This window comes from Nitrincola sp. A-D6 (assembly GCF_000764495.1).
Classification (GTDB): Bacteria; Pseudomonadota; Gammaproteobacteria; order Pseudomonadales; family Balneatricaceae; genus Nitrincola.
The window spans coordinates 15,160-32,891 of sequence record NZ_JRLB01000103.1 but is presented as its reverse complement, the minus strand read 5'-3'; the positions used below and the strand labels follow the sequence as shown (position 1 = coordinate 32,891).

Sequence of the window (17,732 nt, the reverse complement as noted above, 5' to 3'; positions counted from 1 at the left end):
GCCGGGTAGGTGTCCATGATAAGGGTTTCTTGCAGGTCATTAATGACTTGATGCGGTGTTTTACGAATAGTGGGCTGTAGCATCAGCAGGACATTATGCACTACCTCATTCAGAGAACAACGACGCTGCTGAGAAGTGGTCTGATCCACCGCAACCTGTTTGAAGCTGTTAATTAATTCGGCCGCACGCTGCAAGTTTCGTGTCAGAATATCGGTGGTCTGCTCTCCCTGTTCAATAAATGTCATCAGATCAGAACGGCGCATCCCCTGTGCTACTTTGCGTCGTAACTCCTCATAGTCACCACGAAAACGCGATGAAGCCATCACCGCATTACCGACTGGCGTATTCAACTCATGCGCAATACCCGCAACCAAATTACCCAAAGCGGCTAATTTTCCTGATTGAATCAGCTCCTGCTGGGCCACTTCAAGATCACCAATCGCTTGCTCCAATTCCAAAGTACGCTCTTTAACTCGAAGGTCCAACTCACGGTTCAGACGAATCTGCTGTTGTTGCAAATGGTGTGTTTGGGTCACATTGTCGTACACCATGACCAACATTTTTTCATTCCCCAACTCAATGGTTGAAGCAGACACCGACGCCAAAAAAACTGACCCATCAGCCCGCTGCAACCAAACCTGAAACTGGTTCACGCCTCCCTGATCTAAAATCTGCTGAGTGACACGCTGTCGATCAGAGTCAGAACACCACCACCCCACCGCTTCACCATTCGACCCAAGCACCTGTGATTGAGTGTAACCAAACTCCCTTAACCAGGCTTTATTGACACGTTTGGTTTTAAAGTGATCTTGCTGGTAACTGGCGACAGCCATAGGACTAGGTGCGGCATTAAAGATTGTTTCCAATTGATTGCGGCTTCTGTTGAGTGCAGATTCGCGCTGCCGAACATAACGTAAAGCGATCACCAAACTGACCGATAAAACCAATCCCGATACCACTATTAGTATCGAAATGCTGCGGGTATTTCGGCTGATCAAATCAGAGTGCAAGGCCTCCATACCGGTATAAGTGTTTTGCATCGGTAGCATCAACACAAGCGTCCATTCAGTGTTGAACAGTGATAAGGGCAGCTGCTTAACGAGATAGGTCTCCTCATCTGACTGATAGGCTTTTTCGTCACTCGATGCCAGATAGTTTGCTAGTTCGGGACTGATTTGATCGAGGTATTGACCCCTAGCATCTGGATAATCAGAGGCTGCCAGAATACGTTGCTGCTGACTTAGCAGAAGCAGTTTTGCCTGGCCCGCAAAAACCGGACTAACAAGATGTAGGGCAGCTCGCTGAAAAGAATCCAGGTTCAGGTCTACTCCAGCAACCCCGGCAAACTTGTCATTGACAAGAATGGGTTTAGTCAGCGATATCATATCAATCAGTTCACCCGGATTGAGTTCCCAGGCATAGGGCTCAGTCAAACAGGGAGCCAACTGTTCTTTAGGGCAGAGATACCACTCGGATTCGCGTTGACCGAAGGCATCTCTGACTTCAGAGTACTTTGAGGCTGCATCAGGACTAGGATAAAAAACAATCCCCTGAGCCTCCCGAACCCAATACACCTCCAAAGAGCCTTGAGCTGAGCTATGTTCACCAACACCTGCATAGACACTGTCCATACCATCGTAAGACTCAGTTTCAAAATGCACATAAGCGGAACTAACCAAAGAATTAGCTACCAGAGAAGCGGCTGTAAGCTTCTGCACCTGCAGGCGATTCAACTGCCCCTGTTGTTTGGCCGTTTGACCCAACAACGAAGCCAGGAGTTCAGAACTCTGCCCTGCCTGTTCCATAAAAGTAAGCAGATTGTCACCCAAAGCTTCGGCATTCAACTCTAGTTGTTCGTTTAATGACTCCTGCAACAATGCGACAGAAGCCGCTTCGCTTTCGCGATTAGCTTTTTGCAGCAGAAACAACGCAAGAAACAAAATTAAACCAAGTGACAGCACCAACAACGCAGTCGCTGACAAGAGTGATTGAGCAGAACGAGAAAGGCACTTCATCCGTTACTTGCCTGATTCACAAACTGTGCTGGTCAGTATGAATTTTGATCCACTCATCCAGTGCATCAATTTTCATCGGTCGAGCAATTAAATATCCCTGCCCCTGGTCACAGTTGAGTTTGATAAGTTCATTCAATTGTGCATCCGTTTCAATCCCTTCAGCTAACACCCGCATATTGAGACGCTGTCCCAGAGTCAATATCGTTTGCGCTATACGGTAACCCGATGTCGATGTGGTAAGTTTATCAATAAAGGAGCGATCAATTTTCAAACAATCTACATGCAGCCTTTCCAGGTAGGAGAGTGAAGAAAACCCAGTGCCGAAATCATCAATCGATATAGTGATTCCCATCTCCCGCAACGCCTTGAATTTATCGATCATTTCATCAGCATAGCTCATGGATACTGACTCAGTGATTTCCAGATCCAAATGCTGACCTTCCAGCCCTTGCTCATGCAGACAAGCCTTCACCCGATCTACAAAGTCAGGTTGTTGAAATTGCAACGGCGATACATTAACAGCCACGCGAAAACCCGGTTGAGCTCGGCAGAGATCTGCACAATCAAACAAAGCTCGGCGCAGTACCCATTCACCGAGTTTAACAATCAAACCAGATTGTTCAGCCAGTTCGATAAAGACGGCGGGTGATATCATCTGACCGGACTCATCCATCCAGCGCACCAAGGCTTCTACACCTATCAGTTGGCCCGACTTCAGGTGTATCTGTGGCTGATAAACCAGGTACAAGCGATGATGATCCAGGTCCTGCTTAAGTGACGAGAGCATACTCACCCGCTCTCGCAACGAACAAATCATTGCATCACTGAATGTAATAGCCTGCCCCATACCCATCTTTTTAGCCCGTTTGAGGGCCAGCGTCGCGTGACCTAGCATTTCTGGTGGTGCCAGCTCTTTATGGCAATGTGCTATTCCCATACAAAAGCTCAAGGGCGTTTCCACACCTTCAATTACCAGAGTACGGGATATCAGCTGACTGCGTAATATTTCTTCAACCAGGCTACCTGTACTGCCGACAATCAGAGCAAACTGATCTGCACTTAGCCGGGCCACCCCTTCGGTCATTGGCAGGTGTTGCAGTAGTGCGGCAAAATCGATGAGAAAACGATCCGCGTAGTAAGCACCAAAGGTATCGTTTATCATAGAGAAATTATCAATATCTAGCAGTACCAGTGCATAGCCATCACCTTTCCCCTCTGCCTTAATCTCCAAAGCACGCAGCAAACCATTTCGGCTTAATAGCCAGTAAGATGGTCTTCGTAAGCCAACTTTTCCAGTTGATCCAGTTGACGATAGCTGCGTGCTGCCGTCATCAAGCACGTATACAAGCGCTCCCGGGTCAACTCAGTTTTGGTTTTGTAATCATTGATATCATAACGCTGGATCGTTTCCAGCTCCGGCGCATAGCCCGGCTGCCCGGTTCTGAGGATAATTCTAAGCTTAGTACGACGCAGACTATGTCGAATCCGATGCACCAGTTGCAAACCGGCATCTTCAGATTCCATCACAACATCCAGTAGCATTGCAGCTATATCAGGATCATGCAGCAGGATGTCATACGCCTCTTGACTGTTGTACGCATGCTGCACCAGCAGTTGATCCTCATCAAAGCAAAGCCCCTTGAGTAACAACTCAGTCATCAGATGAACATCTTCATCATCATCAACCACCAGGAGTTTAAACGTATGTTGCTTAGGTGAGCGACTCACTGAAGCGTCTGTCAACGCAGGAGTGCTGCTATTCGCATCAACATCATCCAGAAACTCAAACAGCTGATCACTCATAAAGTGTACCTCAGAGATCAAAATGTCAGTAAGGCCGCATCAAGACGTTGTAAACAGGCCTGCTTTTCGGTGTCAGAAAGCCAGCTACCAGTAAAACTGTTACGCATTAATTGTACAATCTGATCAGTAGTGATAGGCACACTTTCCAATAGAGCATGAAAATTATCCATCACATAACCACCAAAGTAGGCGGGATCATCGGAATTGATCGTTACCAAGAGACCAGCATCCAAAAATTTTAATATAGGATGCTGTGACATTTTTGTCACCACGCAGAGCTTCAGATTGGACAAGGGGCAAACCGTCAGAGGAATTTGCTCATTGCGTAAGCGCTCGATCAGTGCTGCATCTTCCAGTGAGCGGTTTCCATGATCAATCCTCTGTACCTTTAACAGATCCAGCGCCTGCCAGACATAGTCCGGCGGACCCTCTTCACCGGCATGGGCGGTGACCCGCAAGCCCAGCTCACGACAACGCGCAAACACCCGGGCAAATTTTTCCGGTGGATGGCCGAGTTCAGATGAGTCCAGACCGACACCATCAATATGCTCCAGCCAGGGCATCGCCTGCTCCAGCGTATCGAAAGCACTCTGCTCAGACAGGTGACGCAGAAACGACATAATCAACCTGAAACTGATTCCCAGCTGTGTTTCACCCTCACAAAGCGCACGATAGATCCCCTGAAACTGGGTTTCAAAGCTGATATCACGCTGCAAATGCGCCTGGGGATCGAAGAAAATCTCTGTATGGATAACGCCATCGGCAGCAATTTTTTGCAGATAAGCCAGGTCAGGTCATAAAAATCCTGCTCAGTCTGCAGTACCGACATGCCTTGGTAATAGAGATCAAGAAACTCTTGCAGATTAGTAAACTGATAGGCCTGACGCAGAGCGTCCACACTGGCATAGGGAAGCGTAATACCATTGCGCTCAGCCAGTTGAAACATCAGCTCCGGTTCCAGGCTGCCCTCGATATGCAGATGCAGTTCAGCTTTAGGTAAAGCGGCTGCAAGTTGTTGAAGTTGTGTTTTCGTCATAGGCTTTACCTGTTCTAATCATTTTTTCAGATGCTACAAGCTTACACCACCTCGGTAATGTATTTCTTTTTCAACAGTCTCCAGAATACAACTGCAAACGCCGTTAACGGAATCGCCAGAATCATGCCGAGGACGCCTCCAAGTGCAGCGCCCCAGAAGAACACTGCGAAAATGATAAGCGCTGGATGCAATCCTGTGCGATTACCCATAATTTTTGGAGTGAGGAAATAACCTTCAATTACCTGCACCACAGCGAACACAACCAGCACCAGTAGCAAGGATGCAACGCCGCCATCCTCACCGAAATAGGCCATCGGCAGTACAACACTCAGACCCACGATACTTCCCAGGTAAGGAATAATATTGAGAAGCCCCAGAGTGAAGCCAATTACAATACTGTAGGGAAACCCTACTAGCGTAAAACCTACAGCAAAAAGCACACCTTGAATCAGCGCAATAATGATCTGACCACGAAAAAACGTTAGCAGGATGCCAACAAACTGTTCAAACAGATAGATCACATCTTCTCTGGTGTCTTTCTTGAGAAAAGGCAGAAATTCACCAATCTGCCTGGGCTCAAACGGCTTTGCCATAAGAAAGAAAGCTAAATAGAGAGGCAGCCCAGCCCAGGCGAACAATCCCACCACGGATTGAAACATCTGAACCACAGGCTGCGACATGCGCCCCCATAAATCCTGAAATACCTTAGCCACCATATCAACAGGGTTTTCAAGCAGCTTATCAACCTCGGCCATCAACCCGTACTTCTCCAATAGCGCGGTAACTTGCGGCGAAACAGAACGCCCGGCCTCAAGCGTAGCATTTAGCATAGAGGGTAAGTCATCGAATAACTGTAGCAATTGATCGGCAGCAATGGCACTAACAAACCAGATAGAGACACCCAGTGGAATGAGTCCGGAAAGAAAAAAAAACAACCACTCCCCCGGCCCGGGATCCGCGGCAAACCCTAACCAAGACGCTGTAATATGGGCGTAATAACATTGTCAGAATGACCGCAACTACCGGAGGCAGTAATACATTCTGAAACGCCCCAACAAAGCGTGCCAGCCCCCACACACTCAAGCTGAAAACCACCAACAGTATTAATACGGATCCTAGTGTTATCGCTGCGGCGACTGTCGCACGCTGCCTTGGACCCAATTCGAGTTCTTTAAACATCCAGTCTCCTGACGTAGTTTGCTTTAACCTTATCTTGATAGGATAAACATTACAGTCGTTGCTAATACTAATTCTCTGGCAACTTTATCAAGCCCCAGCCGAAAACAGTATCATGCTCGGGAGGTCCCAGATCTTCACTATAACTTCGCATAGTCTCATAAAGCACATGACGTGACATATTAGGATTGATACTAAGATAATTTGCTGCCACCGCCACAGCGTAAGGCACAGCAAACGAAGTGCCCGAACGGTATTGACCAGAGCCTTCGCTGCTCGCCGTCCAGATATCTACACCGGGGGCAGAAAAATCCAGATAATTTCCTTGGTTTGCAAAGGGGTAGATACGATTTGCAGCATCAATAGCCGTAATCGCAAAAACCTTCGGGTGTGCCGCAGGAAAAGCAGCAGTGTGCTGGAGTTTATCATTACCGGCTGCAGCAAAGATCAGCGCACCCTGACCTGTTATCAAATCCAGAAACTTATCTAACACGGCATTTTGACGCGAACCAGACAAGGAAATATTGATCAGCCTGACCTGATGCGTCATCAGCCAGTCAAGTGCGCGTACCATTGACTCAGTGGTTGCAACAGCACTGTAATCAAACTGCTCCAGTACTGATGCAGCAACCAATTCAACATCTGTCAGCAATCCTTTAAATGCCGGGACTTGCTGGTTTCCTGCCAGTAGCACAGCAATAGCTGTCGCGTGGTTTTTATCTGCACTGGCTCGCCCCCGATAAAACGACTGCTGATGAATGTTTTGCCCAACCAGACTAAGATGATCCAGTGCAATATCACCATCAATCATACCCACTTTGAGTGGTGTAGTTGAGGTAAACTCATAACTATTGAAAAGCTGCCAGTTAATTTTTTCCTTGGCATATAAGCGCGGTTCAGCCGAAATTTGATAATGATGGTTTCGATCCACTTCCGCAAAAGGAAACTCACGACGCAACTGCTGTATTGCAGTTTCCAACTGACGTACATCAGTTCTAATGATAAGCAAACTTTGTTGCAATTGCTGCAAGCTGTGTTGATCAACAATGCTATAGCCCTGATCCTCAACCTCTTTTTTTACAGCCAATAAAAAATCAGTTTCCATTAATAAGATGATCTCACCGGCATTATGATCCGGGTGCTCCGCAGATACTGTATTCAGTGCAAATGCACAGGTACGAACTGTTACAGAGATAGGTCGTGGATAGGCGGCTGATTCGGCTTGTACAAATACCGAGTACACCTGTTGAGGTTTAATTCTGTTATCGGAGGGGAGTAGAAACACAGGTTGCTGGTTCTGCTGACTGACAGGGTGCAGTTGAATAAATACTGTATCAACTTGTATAAACCACTGGTTGTTTGCTTGTACGGCATCAAGTGTTACAGGTAAAGTAACAAGTTGACCTGGATAGGTACACTGCTCTGCTGAAGGGCGAAGCCCTATAGCGTCTCGTGGTGTTTGGCGTTCTGGCAGCAACATGTTCTGCTGCACCGGTGCTGTTCTGCGTGCGTTCGCGCTATCCTCAGATCGAGTCTGAGCACAGACAACTGACACCCCCAGGCTGAAACACAAACAGAAGACCAGCAAGATTGTTTTCAATTTATTCTTCCTGCAGTGATTCAATAACGGCTTGAGCTTTCAGCCAGACAATCACTTCATCTGGCTCACCCTGAATAATCAGTTGATAGATGCCCAGAGCCGAAGGACCATCGATAATGCGACTATTGGCTTGCAATAATACAGCCCGAATTTGTGCTTCAGTGGCTTCCGGAGCAAAGGCGACGGTTATCCGAGTGCCACTAACCCCAACATCCTGCATACCACTGGCAGGATGATAGGTTTCAGGCTCATCCATTTGCAGTGTCACCAACATTTGCACCAGCAACAAGACGGATGCTGCAATCGCCGCAACGCGCCAGCCGTGCACTGACTTACTCGGCTTGGTTTTTTTCAATTGGCGTTGCAAGCGTTTCAGGCCCAGCTCACCAGGACTGCTGATACTGCCAGACTGGCTTTGAAGCTGTTTACGCAAACTGTCCAGAAAATCGAGTTCCTGTTGTAGCTCTGGGTAATCAGCCAGGGCTTGCTCGACATTATCAACTTCCGTGTCAGTCAAGGTTCCGTTCAGATAATATGGCAGTAGCTTCTCGCATCGAGTTTAGCCATCATGGTAAATCCCCCTATCAGACGTGACAGGCATTTTTTCATTACTTGCTTAGCGTGAAACATTCGGGTTTTAACGGTATTTTCAGGACAACCTACAACCATGGCGATATCGCTGTAGGACATTTCTTCAAAAAAAGTCAGATCCATTACAGCTCGATGATCGATGGACAAGGTCTGGATACAATGCCGAATCTGCTCTGCCTGCTCACCGCCAATCAGACAACTCAGGACGGCTGGACTTTCGTCAGCAATTTCTGCCATAGCTTCATCCTCCAGTTGTTTTGGTCTTATTTTCCTCAGGCGATCCACTACCTTGTAATAGGCAATACTAAACAGCCAGGTAGAGACTTTGGAGCGTCCCTGAAAACTGCCAGCTTTATGCCAGACTTCCAGAAAAACTTCGTTGAGAATATCAGCCGCTTCAAAGGCATCATGCAATTTGGTTTGAATAAAATTAAACAAACGTGATTCATAACGACGATAGAACACAGCCAAAGCCTCTTCATCTCCCCTGGCAATTTGTTTTAATAACATCTCATCTGAATCAGCCATAAACGTTATGGCGTTTGTATGGTTTGTTTAGGAGAGATGCCAATTACCTTCCCCTGTGTGTCGAAAGCCCGCAACTGCCATTGGTAAGAAGATAAGGGCGACAGCAATCCAGAGTCATTGACGTCAAAGCCAGTTGCAGCTCTGTTGCTGGAACCAGTTTTCCGGTCACCGGCACACTCTGTTGTGGTGCAAATACTTCGACCTGGTATGCATGTGCATTAGTAACCGGCTGCCATTTAAACAGAGTATCGGCATCCAACAGTGCATTTTCCAAAGGCTGATCAACGCTAATCATTTCAGGTTTGACCTGTGACGATGAACCGCTGCCATCCACCACAAAATAACGCAGAATCGGAATATCTATCTGAGCAGTGGTATCCTGAACCGAAAAAGCCAGCAGATAGAGGCCTTGCTGGCCGGTCGGTAGCGTTGGGCTGACAACACGAGTCCGACCTTCACCAGAACTGATCAAGCTTTGACGAACGACTTGCAGTACACGACCGTCGCTACTCCCCAGACTGACTGTCGGATCGATAAGCCGCCACTCGCCCTGCAACACTCCACTGCTTTGAAAGGTGATATTAGCAACGGCACGAAGTTCGGTATGTTGTTCAACTACATCGGTACGGGCCGTATTCTCAAAGGCCAGATCTATGCGTCTGACAACAAGGCCCTCTGCACTGCTACCGCCAGAGTATGCGCCCAGACTGCCAGTCCCCAGCCTTTGACCATCATCAAACAAACGCACTATTCGCACACTACCGGCCGGACTATTAGCAATGCGTCGTGCCAGGCCCACATTGACATCAATGACTTCATTGAAGTTAAGCGTGGCACTTTGATTTGAAGACAGAACGGAAGTCTGGCTGAGCATACCACCGACCGTCGCCACCGTCGTACCATTTATCTGTAACACGGCATTTGCCGAGCTGACCTGACGGCTAAATGGACCCGGTGCTGTGGTATCAGTTTCAGTGCGATTAACCCGCCACACTATATTCAATGGCGTGGAGCTGTTTACCGCTAGCGTCACACTGCCAGGACTGGCATTGACTGAATTAACATCTGCCTGTACCTGAGCGCTTAACCCTGCGATGAATAACAGCAGACTAAAAACCACCAGCCAGAGGTGCGCTGATACGCAAGGTGGCGAACACCTGATATCTGTCCCGGCCATTGGCATATGTATTTTTTCCATGATTATTCTCCATTGAACCTCTGAGTGCTATAGACACTCCGGGCTTACTTTGTGAGGCTTTAAATATTGTCCACCCGAGTTGAGCATTGACCCTGTGTCTATCAGGTAAGTCGCTGTCACCACTGGAAAGGTTCAGATTATAATTCAGGTTAAAGTCGAGCTTTTCTGAAACAGATTTTGCAGCCACACCCAGGTTGATATTAGTGTTGTAGCTACGTGAGTCCTCTGCTTTGCTAGAAAAAATACCGTATTGCACATCGGTATTAAGCGACAGTCTTTCATGTACTTGCCAACCAGCCGCCAGAGACAGGAAGCGGCTGCGGGTATCGCTGCCCATTCCTGCTTTATCGTCAAAATCGGCATGTGTGTAGTTACCTGACCAGTACCAATCCTGATAATTGGAACCGCCCCCAACAGTCAGGGAACTTGCCATATTGTCGGTATCGAAGCCCAGATAGCCATCAGGCGTTTTGTGTCTATCAAGCTTGGCGGTAAATCCAGATAGTTGGAGATACGGGGTTCCCAACCAGGCCGTAGAGCCTGTTTGCTGATTAAACGCATAATTACCATTCCAGGCGAAACTGCGCAAACGATCTGTTGGCATTCCCTGTAACTTATCGACATTGTTTGTTTCATGCGATAGTTGCACATTGGCGAACAGCCTGCCCCAATAGAAATCACTGAATACCGAGGCCATATCCCGATCGGCAGCCAGCCCTGGGTTAGCTAAACTGGCAAAAAAAGTATCAATACGTTGATACTCAGCACCCACTAATAGATCGACTGGCTGATTTGCCCAACTTAGATCTGTGAACGGCCTGAGATCGATTTTCATCCGCCAGGCATCGCTGCTTTCTTTCAGGTCATCACTCACACTAATATCCGGATCAAAACGGCTGTGGGCATGTTCGCCACTGAGATTCAGTCGGCCTTGCCAATAGGATTTTTCAAGCATCAACCCCCAACCAGACCCTTTATTAAGAGCATGAGACTCACTCACTCCCAGACCCGAAGTGCTGCCTTCACCATCGTAATACATTGCCGTGATCGCTAAAGCATCCGGCCCCTCAGAAAAGGGCTGTATATTGGCTGCAAAACCCTGCAATCGGCTGCGTGGATCACTAACACCGCTAAGATGGTTACTGCCAACAATCGCATCCGGACGAACTGCAAACAGCTGGGTAGACAGGCGATTATTACTGTCACCAAACTGAAAAGATAATCCTCGCCTTTGCTGAGGAGAAAATAAAAAGCTATCCAGCCCAAGGCTGTGATGGCCTAAGTTCATAGCTGTGTGTAATGTTTCACCCTGGTGACGAGCGGCAATGGAGTACTCACCAATATCGACCGTTTTACCTGTCAGAGAGACTGATTGCTGGCTATGTAACAGATAGTTACCTTTGGCATTGATCTGCCACGGCCCCCCTTGAAACTCCGCTTCGCTAGCACCTGCACCTGACAGTTGCAGGTGCTTCGGTGCATCAATCAAATTATGGTCATGAATACGATAACTGGCCTCGATAGTGTTATTTGAAGCATAGGTTCCTGAGCGTAGCCACTGCTCAGCCTTAGCAATTTGTTGCGAATCAGGAGCTGCTGAATCAACTGCAGGCTCCCCTCGGGACTGGGTTAAGTTCCAGTGAGCCAATTGTTCACTGCTACCATCCGGATTGAGCATCACTAACCGGACTATATGGGTTCCTGGTGGCAAAGGCTCGACGGGTGCATAAAAAAAAGTTATTGTCTTGCAAGGATAAAAAAGCGGTGACATCAATACCATTTACCTCAACGACCAGCCGGGTCAGCGTGATAATATCTGTGTCTTCAGGCAGCTCTATCATGAATAACTGACCCGCGACCGGATTGATGGATAGCTTTGTCTGCCACTCACTGGCCCAAAGCATCGATGAGTGCATCGGCAACAAAATGCATAAAGCCAAGTATCGGAGTCTGATGTTCATACCAGTCATAGCTCCCTATAACAAAAAAAGCGGGACTCCTTAGAGCCCTGCTTTTTAGCTTGAATTATTTTTCTGTGTGCATATCAGTTACTATCAGCGTTTCTGTAATACAGTGGGGTCTTCCTCTATTACCCTGGGTTGAACCCGCGATGGAGCTCCAGGCTCAGGCGTAGCAGGGGGCTGAACCCTGTCAAGCTTAGGCTGGGTTTCAACTGGCTGAATACGGGATGGGCTTGGCAAGGTTGGTGATGGCTGCTGGCCAGTATAAACACCTCCCTGAGCACCCGCGGGTATGACGTTCACCTGAGGAATGCAACGATGGTTCCAGTTTGCACTGCCATAGGTTTTCCACTCACTCCACTGGTCACTGTTCACATCTTTAATTGACGCTCTTATGCTCAAAGGGTGTGAAAAGGTCTGATTGGGAGCGTCCCAACCTGAATTATTTTCCTGGTTTAATTTGCCAATCAGCGGGTAGCTGAAATCCAGATGTGCATTAACGCCATCAGCCGAGTCATACGCAATCTCCGGACTGCCGTATACCGTAGCGGTGTTATCTTTAACACTAAAACGAATCAGCCCTTTACCATTACCGCTGTAATTTATCCGAATGACTGGATCAGTGTCAGGCGTACATTTGCCAATATAGTGTGGCATATTGGGTTGGAAAGTGGCCGAATTCAGGGAGAAGGGTAAATTATGAGTGACTTGTCCTGGCAATTCAGATTGAGCCAATTGTGCACTGAGCTGAACCGGTGCAATTAAATCCGCATCACCTTTATAAATCACTGTCATCTCAATTGGAACTGATGCAAAAGCAGGTCTGCTGGTGTTGTTTGACGTATGTTTGCACCAGCCAGCCAAAGAGACAGTACGATTGACGCTAATATATTGATCTTGTCTATAAAAATCGATTTTACTACCACCCTGATTGAGGTGCTGCTGCAGCTTTTTGTTAAGCTCTTCTTCCGGGTTGAACCTGACAGCCGGATGACCCTGTTGAATTTGTGCGAGGGGTATATTGAAGCTCTGGAAATTTCCTGCCTCGGTAATTCTTTTATTGCCTTTGCCCGTGGTGAAACTGGGGTGATAGGCCGCGTCAAACAGCGTTTGCGGTGACTGAACTGAGTCCAGGAATAATGAGATCGGACCGAAGTATGCCCGGGCATTATCAAAATCTACTTTATTGTCAGCAGCGCAGCTCACATGCCCCTGAAAATCCACATCAATATGCGTTTTTTCTGCCTGCAACTGCAGAGCTTCAAGCTGTTTGTTGGCCGATACATTTTCCAGCACCACGGCATGTGGATAAATACCACCCTCAACAGAGAGGGCTACACCGCTGATATAATCAGGGTACAGATTGGCCGAAACGGTCGTTGTATTCAGCGCCATGATGAGTAGTGCCGCTGTGCTTATAACGGGTGTGGTGTTAAGTATTTTCACGGGCAAGTCTCCTTTATTAGACTTTGAGAAATATCGCTTACACCAGCTAAGTCGAGGTCACCCGTTGACAGGTTCAATTTATTTTTAGACCAGAGTCAATTCATAATAGTAGGTGATCTGTTAAAAGTGAAAATTAATGCCCGTTCTTACTACAATGCTATTGTCTATATACAGACACATATTCTGAACAAGTGTATTGGACAATCAACGCAACCCCTGCAGAGCGTCAATAACATGGCCTGCCAGGATATTGCAGGTATCCTCCGCACCCTGCCTCTGAACCAGCAGTATCTGATAATCACCCAGTGACGGCAGACCATACTCCTTACCCAGTTTACGTAGTGGAAGCTTAACCATACCGGCCGGAAAGGGAGCCACAGCAAGGTCGGCGATCATGGCTGCTGCTTGTCCCGAACAACTTTCGCTCGTATAGGCAATACGATAATCAACACCCGCCTGATCCAGAGATTTCAGTGCCATATTTCGCCAGGTACAACCTGGGTTGGCCAGAGAGACCGGCAGCGGTGTTTTCATCGCCGCAATACCGCCCTCACGCCCGGCCCATACCAAGGGTTCGGTATGCACAACCTTGCCTCGACCTGCCTCTTGCCCGTCATTACCTGCCGTAATCACGATCAGATCCAGGTCTCCCGCATCCAGTCGTTCAATCATATCGACACTGCGCCCTATCATCACATCCACCTGAGTGGCCGGGTGCGATCGGGCGAACTGAGCCAGCACGCCTGGAAGAATGCGGGTCCCCACATCATCGGAAGTTCCCAGTCGCACCGTGCCGCACAGTGATGGCGACAGAAACTGAGTAACGGCTTCTTCATTAAGCTTGAGTAAGCGCCGGCCATAGCTAAGTAGTACTTCACCATCCGGCGTCAGCCTGACCTGACGTGCCTCTCTCAAAAACAGTGTTTTGCCTAGTGTCTCTTCCAGGCGCTTGATCTGCATGCTCAGAGCCGAAGGCGTGCGAAATACCTGCGTGGCCGCACGGGTAAAGCTGCCGCTTTCAGCGATCGCGACAAATGTACGCAGTACATCTGTGTCCAGCAGTGGCAGAGAAGCCGGCATGGGAAGTGTTGATGGGGGTCGTAGGCTTGTCATATCGCTACCTTTCAATTTTTCTTAATCATGAGTGTAGTACTTTTCGTTTGATTGAACAATATCGTGCGGCCATGCTTAAACCCTAAACAGCAACGTGCAATTTCTGAATACTGATAAACGACAGTGTGACTGATCGTCAGGAGGGTAGAAAAATGACAAACCTTAACCATAAATGTGAGCTTTACCGTCAGGAAGCTGTAAAGCAAAAGCAATCTGTTAAGTCAGCTCTTCCTGACTTCTACATGCCCGCTATGCCACCATTAGGACTGATTGATGCAATTGAGAACTGGTTTAAGGCCTGGAGTCGTCGGCGCAAATTAGTGCAACTGTTAGATTATGATGATCATATGCTTGAAGACATGGGTTATACACGCGATGATTTGCTCTGGGCGGCACAACAGCCGTTAAACGTGGACGCACAGCTAGTATTACAACAACAGCGACAGAAACAACGTGCGTGCTTGAAAAAACGCCGTGGTTGGTAGGGTTATTTGGCTTCTTAGGGCTAATGGACATCTGTAGGCTATTAGGGCTGGCACAGAGGTTCGGCGGGATGGTGGTATCGCTTTGGTGGGACCGTCAGCCGCCAGGGCCGAAAAATGCTCCTGCATTTTCGGCATTCCCGCCATCCATGGCGGTCAGAGCGGCTGCCGAGCGGTCATGGATGACGAAAAGCGTGTCCCACCAAAGCGATACCACTACCCCAGCATAGCACCCAGTACGAACCCTACCTAAGAGTAATACAAACTCTACCAATAACAGCGGTTACGCTTGCGTCCATAATCACTGAACAGTTACTCTTTACGCCCCTTACTACTAGCCAAGCCCTATGATTAACAACTCCAGTCCTTCTATCATCTTTGATCAGGTCAGCCTAACCCGCAATAATCATTGTGTTCTCAAGAAACTGTCTCTTGAGTTGCGCGAATCGCGTATTGGTCTGATCGGTCACAACGGTTCTGGTAAAAGCTCTTTAGTGCGCTTGATAAACGGGCTGCTGCAACCGGATTCCGGGCGCATTGATGTACATGGTCATAACCCCTGTTGTGGACCAGAGAAAATGTCGGCACAGGTAGGCTTTATTTTTCAGAATCCGGATCATCAGATCATTTTTCCCACAGTGGAAGAAGAACTGTGTTTTGGGTTGTTGAATCAGGGGATCAGCAAACAACAAGCAACTCGACAAGTAACTGACTTCCTCGCCACGCACCAGCGCAGTAACTGGGCCGATCAGGCGGTGCACAGTCTGTCAGATGGACAGAAACAACTGGTGTGTATTTTTGCGGTGCTGCTGATGAACCCCAGTGTGTTGATACTGGATGAGCCTTTTTCAGCGCTCGACCTGCCTACGCGTTATCAGATAATGGATCTGTTGTCACAACTGCCACAACAACTACTGATGATCAGTCATGAGCTGGACACACTGGAGACGTTTGAACGGATTATCTGGCTGGAACAGGGGCAGGTGTTTCAAGATGGCCCACCAGATCAGGTATTGCCTGCATATCAGGCGGCTGCCAGAAGAGCCCCTAGTCTATGATCAGCCTCTATCTGGCGCAAAAGAGCTGGCTCCACCGCCTGCCAGCTGGAGTGAAACTACTGTCTCTGGCGGCTATCAGCCTGCTGCTCTACCCGGTAGAGCAGCCCCTGGTTTTGCTGCTCGTATTAATGGCTACCCTGTTGGCTTATGTGTCACAGGGCCGTGCGGCACTGCATCAACTTCTGGCTCTGAAAGTGCTGCTCCCTCTTTTTGCTCTGATTTTTCTGCTGCAATGGTGGAGCATTGGTTTCGCGGCCGCCGCCGTACTGATCATGCGTATGCTGACACTGATACTGCTGGCAAACCTGATCACCCTGACCACGCGAATGGATGACATGATGGATGCGGTGATGCCACTGTTTGCACCCTTGCGCCTGTTGGGCGTTGACACCCGCCGTATCGCCTTTGCTGTCACCTTATTAATACGCTTTATTCCAGTATTGATGGCGGTTGTCAGCCACCTGATGGATGCATGGAAAGCACGCGGCGGTGGCCGTAAACTTTGGCGCCTGGCGATCCCGCTAACTATTCAGTCTATTCGTTTATCCGATAATGTGGCTGAAGCACTGGCAGCCCGTGGCGGTATCAGTCCGGCTGGATTGGCAAAAACCCGCCGCTAAATTGCCAGGATATAGAGCCCAGCAACAACTGTGCATGCTACAATCAATTTTCAAACAATCAACTTCAGCAGGCCCTTTACCTGCCATAATTAGAACGGCATTCATGAAACAAGATAAGTCCCTGGTACAGATAGCACTCTACGCCGCCCTGATTGCAGCATTAGGTTTGATTCCACCGGTGCCCTTCATCACCGGCATCCCCATTACCGCACAAACACTGGGCGTGATGCTCGCTGGCGTGATGCTGGGCCCTTGGCGGGGAGCACTGGCTATGGCGCTGTTTATTTTTGTGGTGGCACTAGGTGCACCCTTACTGTCAGGTGGGCGTGGTGGGCTAGGCGTGTTCGTCGGTCCGACCGCTGGTTTTGCCATAGGTTTTCCTTTTGCTGCATTTGCCACTGGCTATATGGCGCTCTGGCTCAAACGCTTGCCGGTTTTCCCTGCGGCGCTGCTGGCGTCCATTTTTGGTGGCATCCTGGTGCTCTACTTATTTGGCATTACCGGTTTCAAACTCATTTCCGGGCGTGACTGGCTGGATGCTCTATTGGTGATGGCCGTTTTCATTCCTGGCGATCTAATTAAAGCGGTTATTGCCGCAGGCGTTGCTCAAGCGGTAGTCAAAGGACTTCCAGGCGCCATGTTAACTCGACAATAAACTCAGGACGCTCTATGACTACTAATCCCCCTGCTCTGTTGATGAACTGCAATCAACTCACAGACTTTCTGGCCGATGTCTATCCACAGTTCGAAGGCCAGGTGACCGAAGTAACGACAGACTATGCATTACTTCGTCAACCAGTCGATAACAGCCATCTGCGTCCTGGCGGTACAGTGTCTGGCCCAACCATGATGGCACTGGCTGATGTGGCGCTGTATGTTGCAATCCTGTCACGCATAGGGCCAGAAGCCCTGACCGTTACCACTGACTTCACCTGTCACTTTCTGAACAAGCCGGCTGCCGATGCGGCATTAGTGGCAAAAGCAACACTGTTGAAACTGGGAAAACGCTTAGTCATTGGTGAAGTAGAGTTGTACAGCGAGGGGCAGGATAGTCCTGTGGCACATGTTGTAGGGACCTACTCTGTGCCTCCACGCCGATAATAGA

Annotated in this window: 17 protein-coding genes and 1 pseudogene; 5 read left to right on the top strand and 13 right to left on the bottom strand. The window is 48.5% G+C overall.

Translation table 11 applies throughout. The features are described from left to right. The 13 genes and pseudogenes from LH51_RS16740 to LH51_RS16680 form a co-directional block, all read right to left on the bottom strand. Positions 1-2,015 (bottom strand): PAS domain S-box protein (locus LH51_RS16740; RefSeq protein WP_036524354.1); only part of this gene is annotated, 2,015 nt, incomplete at its 3' end. A gap of 16 nt (positions 2,016-2,031) precedes the next feature. Further along, a complete protein-coding gene (locus LH51_RS16735; RefSeq protein ID WP_052063882.1) occupies positions 2,032-3,258 on the bottom strand; it encodes a putative bifunctional diguanylate cyclase/phosphodiesterase in 1,227 nt (408 codons plus the stop codon). Between the two features lie 11 nt (positions 3,259-3,269). Next, positions 3,270-3,818 carry a response regulator gene (locus tag LH51_RS16730; RefSeq protein WP_036524352.1) on the bottom strand — a complete coding sequence of 183 codons (549 nt, stop codon included), beginning with the start codon at positions 3,816-3,818 and terminating at the stop codon, positions 3,270-3,272. 17 nt (positions 3,819-3,835) lie between these two features. After that, a pseudogene (locus tag LH51_RS16725) lies at positions 3,836-4,854 on the bottom strand (adenosine deaminase). A gap of 41 nt (positions 4,855-4,895) precedes the next feature. After that, a complete protein-coding gene (locus LH51_RS16720; protein ID WP_052063881.1) occupies positions 4,896-5,789 on the bottom strand; it encodes an AI-2E family transporter in 894 nt (297 codons plus the stop codon). A gap of 311 nt (positions 5,790-6,100) precedes the next feature. Then, positions 6,101-7,630 (bottom strand): S8 family serine peptidase, encoded by a 1,530-nt coding sequence (locus LH51_RS19545; RefSeq protein ID WP_052063880.1) that lies wholly within the window; start codon positions 7,628-7,630, stop codon positions 6,101-6,103. A gap of 1 nt (position 7,631) precedes the next feature. Next, on the bottom strand, positions 7,632-8,147 hold the full coding sequence (locus LH51_RS16710) for a hypothetical protein (protein ID WP_036524349.1): 516 nt from the start codon (positions 8,145-8,147) through the stop codon (positions 7,632-7,634). Positions 8,148-8,155: 8 nt separating this feature from the next. Then, complete coding sequence (locus LH51_RS16705; RefSeq protein ID WP_052063879.1) at positions 8,156-8,749, bottom strand: sigma-70 family RNA polymerase sigma factor; 594 nt, start codon at positions 8,747-8,749, stop codon at positions 8,156-8,158. Between the two features lie 43 nt (positions 8,750-8,792). Then, the gene (locus tag LH51_RS16700; protein WP_144244309.1) at positions 8,793-9,947 is read right to left on the bottom strand and encodes a hypothetical protein; all 1,155 of its coding nucleotides are present in this window, start codon (positions 9,945-9,947) and stop codon (positions 8,793-8,795) included. After that, entirely contained in the window at positions 9,859-11,625 is a 1,767-nt protein-coding gene (locus LH51_RS16695; protein ID WP_036524343.1) for a hypothetical protein, read from the bottom strand. The genes LH51_RS16700 and LH51_RS16695 overlap by 89 nt, the downstream gene beginning before the upstream one ends. Beyond that, the gene (locus LH51_RS16690; RefSeq protein ID WP_144244308.1) at positions 11,606-11,908 is read right to left on the bottom strand and encodes a hypothetical protein; all 303 of its coding nucleotides are present in this window, start codon (positions 11,906-11,908) and stop codon (positions 11,606-11,608) included. Before LH51_RS16690 ends, LH51_RS16695 begins: the two co-directional genes overlap by 20 nt. A 93-nt stretch (positions 11,909-12,001) precedes the next feature. Then, complete coding sequence (locus LH51_RS16685; RefSeq protein WP_036524337.1) at positions 12,002-13,354, bottom strand: hypothetical protein; 1,353 nt, start codon at positions 13,352-13,354, stop codon at positions 12,002-12,004. Positions 13,355-13,558: 204 nt separating this feature from the next. Continuing rightward, complete coding sequence (locus tag LH51_RS16680) at positions 13,559-14,467, bottom strand: LysR family transcriptional regulator (protein ID WP_052063878.1); 909 nt, start codon at positions 14,465-14,467, stop codon at positions 13,559-13,561. Positions 14,468-14,619: 152 nt separating this feature from the next. Between LH51_RS16680 and LH51_RS16675 the strand changes: the two genes are divergently transcribed. The 5 genes from LH51_RS16675 (at position 14,620) to LH51_RS16655 (ending at position 17,728) form a co-directional block, all read left to right on the top strand. After that, positions 14,620-14,952 carry a DUF1127 domain-containing protein gene (locus tag LH51_RS16675; protein ID WP_052063877.1) on the top strand — a complete coding sequence of 111 codons (333 nt, stop codon included), beginning with the start codon at positions 14,620-14,622 and terminating at the stop codon, positions 14,950-14,952. A gap of 344 nt (positions 14,953-15,296) precedes the next feature. Then, positions 15,297-16,007 (top strand): energy-coupling factor ABC transporter ATP-binding protein, encoded by a 711-nt coding sequence (locus tag LH51_RS16670; protein ID WP_036524331.1) that lies wholly within the window; start codon positions 15,297-15,299, stop codon positions 16,005-16,007. Beyond that, positions 16,004-16,627, top strand: a complete 624-nt coding sequence (locus tag LH51_RS16665; RefSeq protein ID WP_036524328.1) for an energy-coupling factor transporter transmembrane component T family protein — start codon at positions 16,004-16,006, stop codon at positions 16,625-16,627. The genes LH51_RS16670 and LH51_RS16665 overlap by 4 nt, the downstream gene beginning before the upstream one ends. A 103-nt stretch (positions 16,628-16,730) precedes the next feature. Next, positions 16,731-17,282 (top strand): biotin transporter BioY, encoded by a 552-nt coding sequence (locus LH51_RS16660; protein WP_036524325.1) that lies wholly within the window; start codon positions 16,731-16,733, stop codon positions 17,280-17,282. A 14-nt stretch (positions 17,283-17,296) separates the two neighbouring features. Next, positions 17,297-17,728 (top strand): PaaI family thioesterase, encoded by a 432-nt coding sequence (locus LH51_RS16655; RefSeq protein WP_200882051.1) that lies wholly within the window; start codon positions 17,297-17,299, stop codon positions 17,726-17,728. The last annotated feature ends 4 nt before the right edge of the window (positions 17,729-17,732 follow it).